At 71.9% G+C, this 9,523-nt stretch carries 7 protein-coding genes and 1 pseudogene; 2 read left to right on the top strand and 6 right to left on the bottom strand.

Annotated elements, in window-relative coordinates; genetic code table 11:
* Positions 1 to 69: 69 nt before the first annotated feature.
* Both AC51EU_RS07760 and AC51EU_RS07755 read right to left on the bottom strand, forming a co-directional pair.
* Positions 70 to 363: a Dabb family protein gene (locus AC51EU_RS07760; protein WP_496265936.1), complete on the bottom strand. Its 294-nt coding sequence runs from the start codon at positions 361 to 363 to the stop codon at positions 70 to 72.
* A 58-nt stretch (positions 364 to 421) separates the two neighbouring features.
* Entirely contained in the window at positions 422 to 586 is a 165-nt protein-coding gene (locus AC51EU_RS07755; RefSeq protein ID WP_496265935.1) for a hypothetical protein, read from the bottom strand.
* A gap of 667 nt (positions 587 to 1,253) precedes the next feature.
* Here AC51EU_RS07755 and AC51EU_RS07750 point away from each other — a divergent pair.
* Positions 1,254 to 1,709, top strand: coding sequence for a hypothetical protein (locus AC51EU_RS07750; protein ID WP_496265934.1), 456 nt, complete (start codon positions 1,254 to 1,256; stop codon positions 1,707 to 1,709).
* 78 nt (positions 1,710 to 1,787) lie between these two features.
* Here the strand turns inward: AC51EU_RS07750 and AC51EU_RS07745 are convergent, their stop codons facing one another.
* The 4 genes from AC51EU_RS07745 to AC51EU_RS07730 form a co-directional block, all read right to left on the bottom strand.
* Positions 1,788 to 4,370, bottom strand: coding sequence for an ABC transporter permease (locus tag AC51EU_RS07745; RefSeq protein ID WP_496265933.1), 2,583 nt, complete (start codon positions 4,368 to 4,370; stop codon positions 1,788 to 1,790).
* Complete coding sequence (locus AC51EU_RS07740; protein ID WP_496265932.1) at positions 4,367 to 5,155, bottom strand: ABC transporter ATP-binding protein; 789 nt, start codon at positions 5,153 to 5,155, stop codon at positions 4,367 to 4,369. The genes AC51EU_RS07745 and AC51EU_RS07740 overlap by 4 nt, the downstream gene beginning before the upstream one ends.
* Positions 5,156 to 5,281: 126 nt before the next feature.
* Positions 5,282 to 6,796 carry a glycosyltransferase family 39 protein gene (locus tag AC51EU_RS07735; RefSeq protein WP_496265931.1) on the bottom strand — a complete coding sequence of 505 codons (1,515 nt, stop codon included), beginning with the start codon at positions 6,794 to 6,796 and terminating at the stop codon, positions 5,282 to 5,284.
* 315 nt (positions 6,797 to 7,111) lie between these two features.
* On the bottom strand, positions 7,112 to 8,350 hold the full coding sequence (locus AC51EU_RS07730; RefSeq protein ID WP_496265930.1) for a hypothetical protein: 1,239 nt from the start codon (positions 8,348 to 8,350) through the stop codon (positions 7,112 to 7,114).
* 704 nt (positions 8,351 to 9,054) lie between these two features.
* On the opposite strand from AC51EU_RS07730, the pseudogene AC51EU_RS07725 reads away from it, so the two are divergent.
* Positions 9,055 to 9,506: pseudogene (locus AC51EU_RS07725) on the top strand (IS256 family transposase); the annotation flags it as partial.
* Positions 9,507 to 9,523: the final 17 nt, after the last annotated feature.

Raw genomic sequence — 9,523 nt, 5'->3', positions numbered from 1 at the left:
CGGGCACACGGAAATCCCCGCGCGCCCGAGGGCGGCGGGGAGAGGGCCGTACGGGTGAGGGGCCGGGGCTCAGACCTCGTAGTCGGCGATCACCCAGGTGGCGAATTCACGCCACTGGGCCGCGGCCGCCTGATGGGCCGGGTGTTCGAGGTAGCGCTGGAGCGCGTCACGGTCGGCGACGGCGGAGTTGATCGCGAAGTCGTACGCGATCGGCCGGTCGGTGATGTTCCAGGCGCACTCCCAGGCCACCAGCTCCGGGACCGTCCCCTCCAGCGCGGCGAACGCCCGCGCCCCGGCCTGTACGCGGGGCTCGTCGCGCGACACGCCGTCGTTGAGCTTGAAGAGGACCAGATGGCGGATCACGGGGACCTCCGTGCGGGTGGACCGGGCGCGGCGGACCCGCCCGCACGGCCCGAGGCGGTCAGTTGACGAGCTGGGTCATGAACTCGCCGACGCTCTTGGCGGCGGTCGAGACGCCCTCGAAGCCTATCTGGACGATCTCGGCGGAGCGCTTGGGGGAGGTGATGATCGTGTAGAGCACGAAGACCAGCAGCAGTACCGAAATGACCTTCTTCGCCTGCGCCATCCGCCCCGTCCCCCCTGTGACCTGCCCCGCACTCCCCTGTGCGGTCGGGCGAGTGTAACCACACGGCCCGGAACGCGGCGCCGGGGAGCCCGGGACCGACCGCTGGTGATCATGGCCGGAAGTCGATGCGCTGACGCTGTCTTTAGGGACCAAAGACCCGGCACACGGGGCCGTTTGCCTGCCCGCCGGCGCCGCCGCGCCGGGCAGGATGGAGAACGAGTCCAGCGGATCTGGCAGGAATCCGCGGGACCCGGGACCAGACCTCCCTGCGGGGTCCACGCCGTGCACTTCCCCCTGACTACGGCGCGGGCTAGGAGGTTCGGTCCTCATCGGGGGAGGCGGGTTGCCCTCAACACCGCCTCCCCCGAAGCCTCACCCCGCGCCCCGGCCCGGCCGCCCCTCAGCGGACCCGGACCGGGGCCGTGTGCGTTCCGGGGGCGACCACCGGGGGCACCCCGCCCCGCCTCCGGCCTGTCCGCGCCCCCGGGCAACCACCGCCCCGGCCGCCGCGTCCCCCACCCCGTACGGCCCCGCCGTACTCATGTACGCGACAGCGTCGGCCGCGCGGTGGACGCGCCGGCGCGGGAGGGGCGGACTCCCGGCGTCCGCACGCCTCCCGTGGCCGCCGATAATGACTGCACGCACTACCCGAGGGGGGAACCACCAGATGCACACGAACGCCGCAGAACGGTCCGACGCGGCGGCCCTGAAGTCCGTTGCGCCGCGCTCCGGTTCGCGGGTGCGCGGCCGGACGGCCGCCGTTCTCGCCCTGCTGTTCGGCCTGTTCACCGTCACCGCCGGCCCGGCGGTCGCCGCGACCCAGGACACCGCGCCGTCCGCCGCCCGGTACGCGGCGGTGGAGGCACGCGGTACGAGCGGCCACCACGCCGTCTCCCGTACCGTCCACCACGGCCTCGTCACCTCCGGCGCCAGGACGTCGCAGGCGAAGTCCGCGCACGCCGCGCCCTACGCGGACCACCAGCAGCAGCCCAAGAAGAAGATGGGCTTCTTCAAGAAGCTCGGCATCTTCGTGATCGTGCTGATCCTGATCGTGCTGGCCGTCATCGTCCTGGTGATCTGGCTGATCGTCCACTTCGTCCGCAAGGCGTTCCGCCGCAACTGACCCGGCGCGTTGGACCGGCACGCACCGCCCCCGTTCCGGACCCGGAACGGGGGCGGTGCTCGTTGCCGTACGGCCGGGTCACTCCGTGGCGATCGCGCCCAGGACGTTCATCCTGGCCGCCCGGAACGCCGGGACCAGCGCCGCGAGCAGACCGACGACGGCCGAGGCGGCGAACACCGTGAGGATCGTCGTCCACGGGATCTCCAGGGCGCTCAGCCCCTCCTGGGCCAGCACCTTCTGGGCCGCCGCGCCCCACCCCAGCCCGAGGACGAGACCGAGCAGCGCGCCGAACACCGCGATCACCATGGACTCCAGGCGGATCATCCGGCGCAGTTGGCGGCGGGAGAGGCCGATGGCGCGCAGCAGTCCGATCTCCCGGGTCCGCTCGACCACGGACAGCGCCAGGGTGTTCACCACACCGAGCACCGCGACGATGATCGCGAGCGCCAGCAGGCCGTGAACGATGTTCAGCAGCTGACCGATCTGGTTCTCCATCTGCTGCTTGAAGTCGGTCTGATTGTGCACGCTGTACTGCGGATAGGGGGCGAGCGCCTTCTTGAGGGCGGCGTACGCCTCCTGCTCCCTGCCCTTCTCGGCCTTGGCCAGCACCAGCTTGTTGCCCGGCAGCGCGTCGGCGGGGACGTAGCGCGCGACGGTCGCCGGAGCGGTGTACATCGCGCCCTTGTCCATCATCGCGTCGTCCGCGGTGATCGCGGCGACCGTCAGCCGTGCCGTCCGGCCGCCCGTGAACGCGACGGTGAGCCGGTCGCCGACCGTGACGCGGTGCGCGGTCGCGTACGTCTCGCCGACGGACAGGGCGTCCTTGCCGAACGCGTCCTCCAGCCTCCCGGAGACCGCGGTGCGCCGGACGTCCTCCGGATAGGTGCGGTCGACGGCGGACACCCCCCGCTCCTCGGTGGTGCCGTCCGGGGCGGTGACCGCCGCGCCGACCAGCTTGTAGGTGGTGACGTGCGCCAGGTGCGGGACCGACTTGACGGCCTCGGCGGCCCGTTCCACGACGAGGGCGGACTTGCCGGCCGGCTGGACCATGAAGTCCGCGCCGATCGACCGGTCCATCTCGTCGTCGACCGAGGCGACCATGGACGAGCCGACGACCGAGAGGCAGGCCACCAGCGCCAGGCCGATCATCAGCGCGGCGCCGGTCGCTCCGGTACGGCGCGGATTGCGCAGGGCGTTGCGCTCGGCGAGCCGTCCGACCGGGCCGAAGACCCGCAGCAGCGCCGCGCCCAGCACCCGGACCACGAGCCGGGCCAGCAGCGGGCCGACCAGGATGAAGCCCGTCAGGGAGAGGACCACACCACCGGCGAGCCAGGGCGCGCCGCCGCCTGCCGTCCCGGCGCGCGTCGCGGCGTACAGCGCGGCCCCGCCGGCCAGCGTGAGGACCACACCCGTCACGGCCCTCGCCCGCCCGGAACGCCCGTCGGCGGGCGTCCCCGCGTCGCGCAGGGCGGCCATCGGGGAGATCTTCCCGGCGCGGCGGGCCGGGATGTACGCGGCGGCGACGGTGACGAGGACACCGAGCGCCAGTCCGGCCACCGGCGTCGTCCAGGCGACGGTGAGATCGCCGGTGGCCAGCTCCATGCCGATGGCGCCCATCAGCTTCATCAGCCCGACGGCGAGCCCGATGCCCGCGCCGACGCCGAGGACGGAGCCGGTGGCGCCCAGGAGCAGCGCCTCGGCCAGTACGGACCCGTCGACCTGCCGGCGGCTCGCCCCGACGGCCCGCATCAGCCCGATCTCGCGGGTGCGCTGCGCGACCAGCATCGAGAAGGTGTTGACGATCAGGAAGACGCCGACGAGGAAGGCGATCCCGGCGAAGCCGAGCATCGCGTACGTCACCATGTCGAGCATGGTGCGCATCGAGTCCTTGCTGGCGTCCGCGGACTCCTGCTGCGTCCGCAGTGCGTAGGGGACGCGGTCGCCGAGCGCGGCGGCGACGTTCTTCTTCACCTCGGTGTGTGCGACGCCGGGTTCGGCGGTCACGAAGAGGAAGCTGTAGACGCCGGACGCGCCGAGCAGCTTTCGCTGCGCGGCGGCGGTGTCGAAGTAGACGGCCGCCGCGCCGGGGTTGGTGACCTTGAACGTGACGATGCCGCGGATCGTGGTGCGGAAGTCGCCGGTGGGGGCGATGGTGCGCAGGGTGTCGCCGAGCTTCAGGTGGTGCTTGGCGGCGGTGTCGGCGTCGACCATCGCCTCGGTCGGGCCGCGGGGCGCGTGCCCGGAGGTGATCTCCATCGAACGCAGGTCGTTCTTCGTCCAGTTGCGCGCGATCGTCGGGGCGCCCGTCGTCGAGCCGATGTTCCTGTCGTGGCCGTCGACGACGGTGACGGAGGTACTGACGACCGAGCCCTCGGCGTACCGCACGCCGGGCGCCCGCGCGACCCGTCCGACGAGGGACGCGGGCAGCGTGGCGGGCCTGCCGCTCTCCGGGAGCTTGCTGTCCTTCGCGGGGCTCTCGGGCCGGACGGTGACATCGGCCGCCGTCGCCGCGAACAGCTTGTCGAACGTGGTGCTCATGGTGTCGGTGAAGACGAGCGTGCCGCACACGAACGCCACCGACAGCAGGACCGCGACGGCGGAGAGCGCCATCCTGCCCTTGTGCGCCAGGAAGTTGCGCGCCGACATCCTCCAGACGGTCATGACGTCCGCCCGCGTGCGTCGAAGTCCTTCATCCGGTCGAGGACCTGCTCGGCGGTCGGACGGTGCATCTCGTCGACGAGACGGCCGTCGGCGAGGTAGAGCACCCGGTCCGCGCGGGAGGCCGCCACCGGGTCGTGGGTGACCATGACGATCGTCCGGCCCAGCTCGTCGACGGAGCGGCGCAGGAAGCCCAGCACCTCGGCGCCGGCCCGCGAGTCCAGGTTCCCGGTGGGTTCGTCACCGAAGATGATCTCCGGCCGGGCGGCGAGGGCCCGCGCCACCGCGACCCGCTGCTGCTGGCCGCCGGACAGTTCGGACGGCCGGTGCGTGAGCCGCCCGGCGAGGCCGACGGTCTCCACGACCTGCTGGAGCCAGTCGGGTTCGGGCTTGTGGCCCGCGATGTCCATGGGAAGCGTGATGTTTTCCAGCGCGGTGAGCGTCGGCAGCAGGTTGAACGCCTGGAAGACAAAACCGATCCGGTCGCGGCGGAGCCGGGTGAGCTTCCTGTCGTCGAGACCGGTGATCTCCGTCTCGTCGAGGAAGATCTTGCCGGAGGTCACGGTGTCCAGCCCGGCCAGGCAGTGCATCAGCGTCGACTTGCCGGAGCCGGACGGCCCCATGATCGCGGTGAACTGCCCGCGCACGATGTCGACATCGACACGGTCGAGCGCGACGACCCGCGTCTCACCCGCCCCGTACGCCTTGACGACCTGCCGGGCCCGCGCGGCGACGGCCGTACGCCCTCCGTTGCCCCCGTACCGGGGAATGGTCACAGCCGCTGTCACAGGTGTCTCCTTCGCCGTCCGCCGCTCGGATGTCGCGGTACGGGGGACAGCCTCGTGTTCCGGGCGCGCCCGCGCACTGGGGCGGGGCACCGTCCTGAGGTGGGGATATCCCCACCCCGGGGCGGCTCAGCGCCGCTCGTACACCGTCACCCTGCGGCCGCGGACCTGCTCGTCGGCCACCACCCTGAAGTACCGTTCCAGCACGGAGAACTTGACCCGGTCCCGCTCCGCCGACACCGGCTGCGCCACCTCCGCCGCGTCCGTGACCAGCAGAATCCGCCGCTCCGACGGCATCGCCTCCCGGATACGGGACGGCGCGGCCTCCACCCCTTTCAACGTCCCGGACGCCTCCGGGCTCTCCGCCAGCGCGATGTCCCGCAGCCCGCTGAACGCGCCGGGGGAGACCAACCGGGTGTCGCGCCGCGCCGCCGGTACGAACACCACCGCGTCGCCGGGCCGCTTCAGCCGCCGCACGTCGTCCGCCACCGCCAGCACATCGTCCACCCGGCTCGACCAGGACCGCTTGGCCAGCGACTGCGGCAGCAGCGCCAGCACGGCCACCACGACCACCGAGGGGAGGACCCACCGCGACGCCCGCGGGAAGCGCGGCGCGGCCGTCCGCACCGCCGCGCCGATGACCGCGCCGATCAGCAGCGCCAGCCCCAGCATGCTGAACTCGATGTACCGGTCCACGTACAGCGGCCGCACCAGCGAGATCCCGATCAGCGCCAGCTGCGGCACGGCGAGCAGCGGCAGGCCGACGGCCGCCAGGGACGGGCGGCCGGAGCGGGGGCGGTCCGGTTGCGGCTGGTCCGACGGCGGCCGGCTTGATGGCGACCGGTCCGCCTGCGGCCCGCCCGCGCGTGGCCGGTCCAGCAGCGCCCCGAGGCCGCCTATCGCCAGCATGACGGCGGGGGCGATCAGCTTGTGCCAGGTCAGCGGTGGTATCCAGGACACCTGGTCGGACTGGCTCCCGCTGAACACGACCAACGGCAGGACGCCGGCCACCGCGACCATCGACGCCACCGCCCACCGCGCCCACACCCCGCGCCCGGCCCGCGTCCACGCGAGGGTCACCGCGTGCGCGGGCAGCATCAGCAGCGCCATCCAGTTCAGCAGCGCGCACACCAGGACCGTGCCGCCGTACGCCGCCCAGCGCCACGCCCGGCCGCGCCCCTGGACCGCGCTCACCAGCAGCAGCGTCGCCACCCCGGCCCCGCCCGCGACCAGCGCGTACGGCCGCCCCTCCTGGAGGTAGAACTGCACGGACGGCAGCAACCCCAGCGCCAGCCCGGCCCCGAGGCCGGCCCAGGGCCCGGCCAGCCGCCGGCCGATCACCGTCACACAGCCCGCCGCCACCGCCATGGCCAGCACCGAGGGCAGCCGCAATGTCGTCGTCCCGGCCCCGAAGCACGCGAAGAGCCCGTGCATCACCAGGTAGTACAACCCGTGCACCACATCGACCTGCCCCAGCATGTGCCAGATGTCCCCCACCGACCGCTCCGCCACCTGCCACGTCGCCGCCTCGTCCCGCCACACACTCCCCTCCCGCGACATGCCCCACAGCCCGAGACAGAGGGTCCACACCACCGGGAGGAGCCAGAGGGGGAGACGGCGGAGGCGGGATATGGGGGAGGTCAAGGTGGGACGGCCCTTGGGATGGAGGGGGTGGCGGAGGAGTGTGGTTGTACGACGTGAAATGTCGGAAACCGTGAAAGTCATACTAGTGGCGGTGTGCCGAGCGTCTTGATGACGACGCCGAGACCTCCTGGCCCCTGTGCGAGTGGCCGGCAACGCCCGGACCGAGGGAGATTGCCGGACACGTGGGTACCGGGCGTCCGCTGCGTTCGCCGGCTCGTCCCGTCCGCCCCGCGTCGTCGCTGTGGGGGGCCTGGGACGCCGGCCGCCGGGCCAGGCCCGGAGACCGGCGCCGTGGTGGCCCGCGCTGACCAGCGGTCAGGTCTTGTATCGGGCAGCGGCGAAGTTGAGGTGGTTGGTTGTCGCCCCGCCGACGAGGACGATCCTGTTCGCGGGCTGGATGACGACGGCACGACCGCCGTCTCCCAGGCCCGCGAAGTCGGTACGGACGGCACCGCCGACGCCGAAGGTGGTGTCCGGGCTCCCGTTCGTGTCGAGCCGGTACACCCCGAAGTCGCCCGCCACGGGGTCGGCGAAGCTCGCCAGGCCGGTGGTCTCGCCGATGAAACCTCCGGCGACGATCTTCCCGTCGCCCTGGATGGCCAGACCGCGTACCCCGTCCCCCAGCGTCGTGGGGTTGATCTGCCTCTTCCCCGCGGTGCCGAAGGCCGTGTCGAGGGTGCCGTCGGGGTTGTAGCGCGCCCAGCCGGCCTTCACGTCCCCGCTGATCCCGGCGGGGTCGGTGGAGTCGGTGTCCCCACCGAGCACGAACTTGCCGTCGCTCTGCGTGGTGATCGCGAAGGCCAGGTCGTTGAGACCGTTGAAGTCCGTGCGCACCAGCCCGGAGGAGCCGAACGTGGTGTCCAGGCTCCCGTCGGCGTTGAACCGTGCGAGGAGGAAGTCGTCCTGGGTGGCCGTGGTGGAGTCGAATCCGGCGACCATGAACTGGCCCGTGCTCAGCAGGGCCAGGGCGAAGAGGTGACCCGCGTTGCCGAGCGAGACGGATTCCTTTCCCGCTCCGCCCGCGAAGGTGGTGTCCAGGCTCCCGTCGGGGTTGAGCCGGATCAGTCCGGCGTTGGCCCCGGCGGCTCCGACGCCGAGGATCTTGCCGTCGGGCTGGATGACCATCCCGCGGATGGCGTCCCCGGTGGGGCCGCTGATGTCGTAGACGGCCACGCCGCCCGCGCCGAACGTGGCGTCGAGCGTCCCATCGGGATTGAACCGGACCACCGCGACGTTCCCGGACGGCTCGGATCCCTCGAAGCCGCCCACCACGATCTTTCCGTCGGTCTGGAGGGCGACCGCGCGGGCGACGTCCTCCTCGGCGCTGAGGGAGAGGTCCACCTTTCCCCCGGTGCCGAAGGTGGTGTCGAGATTACCGTTCCGGGTGAGCCGTGCCACACCGAAATCCCCGGTGCTGGCGTCACCGACCCGGCCCGCCAGCACCAAGCTGCCATCGGGTTGGACCGCCACCGCGTTGGCGATGGAGGTCGTGCCGAAGTCGACGACGGCCTTTCCCCCGGTCCCGAACGACGGGTCCAGATCACCGGCAGTCATGGCTCACCTCGTCACGCGTCGTGGGTATGAGTCTCACCGCAGAACCTCCCTTTGCTCCGCCATGTCTGGCTGTGCTCACCCGCACGCCGAAAGCCCACCACCGCGTTCCCGCCTCACGCGCGCCTTTCCGCACCGGGATACGCGCGACGGCAGACACCGTCCGCTGTGGGAAAGGCAGAGCCACGGTGGATCCGGACCGGTTCACTCGCTTCGTCCGGGTAGCGTCACCGTCCTGTCCGGCCTGCCCGAACATGAACGCTCCGGGGCGGCGGCCGGTGCTCCCGGTATGCCCTTTCCGGTAGGCCCCAACCGTGCGATTACGGCACACGTAATCCACGAGGTGGCCTGTGCATCACCCGTGCACCGGGTGACCTTGTGTCAGGCGTGGTCAGTGCGGTCGGCCGCTTCGAAGCAGGGTGTGGCGGGGTGCGCGTCGGCACGTGATTCGGCGGAGTGGCACACCCGTCACGCATATGACCGGCCGTCCGCCCGGCGGCCCCGCACGATACGCCGCGCAGAGGATTGTCGGCCACCGGGAGCCCCGCAGCGCCTCGCCGCCTCCCCATTCCTTACCACTTCGCAGGGGAAATGCCCGGGACTCGTGGATCAAGCCCCGGGAGGGACGCAGAAGGCGTACCTTCCCGATGATCCTTTGATGGTCACCGATTGGGCCCGCATTGCGGCGCGGGTCGGGAGGGCACGCCGTGCTCAGCGTGGTCACTGACGAGGGTTCCACCCAGTCCGGTTCCTTGATCGACGAAATCGTGCGTGAGGGCAACCGGCGCATGCTCGCTGTCGCGCTGGAGGTGGAAGTCAGCCATTACACAGCCGAGTTGACCGCCGATACTGACGAGCGCGGGCACCGCCTGGTGGTTCGCAACGGCCACCACCGGCCACGCACCGTGGTCACCGCCGCCGGGCCCGTCGAGGTGAGGGCCCGCGGGTGAACGACCGCCGGGGTGACGGTGAGACTGGCGAGCGCAAGCGGTTCTCCTCGAAAACCCTGGCTCCGTGGTGCCATAAGCCCACGAAGATCTCCGAGGTGCTTCCGCTTCTCTGCCTGCACGGACTTTCATCTGGGCACTTCGTGCCCGCGCCGGAGCAGCTCCTCGGCGGCACGGCCGGTTTGCCGCCGGCGACCGTGACCCGGCTGACCAGACCGCCGTCGCCGGG

The organism is Candidatus Streptomyces philanthi (genome assembly GCF_059553635.1).
This window is presented reverse-complemented; position numbering and strand designations above follow the sequence as displayed.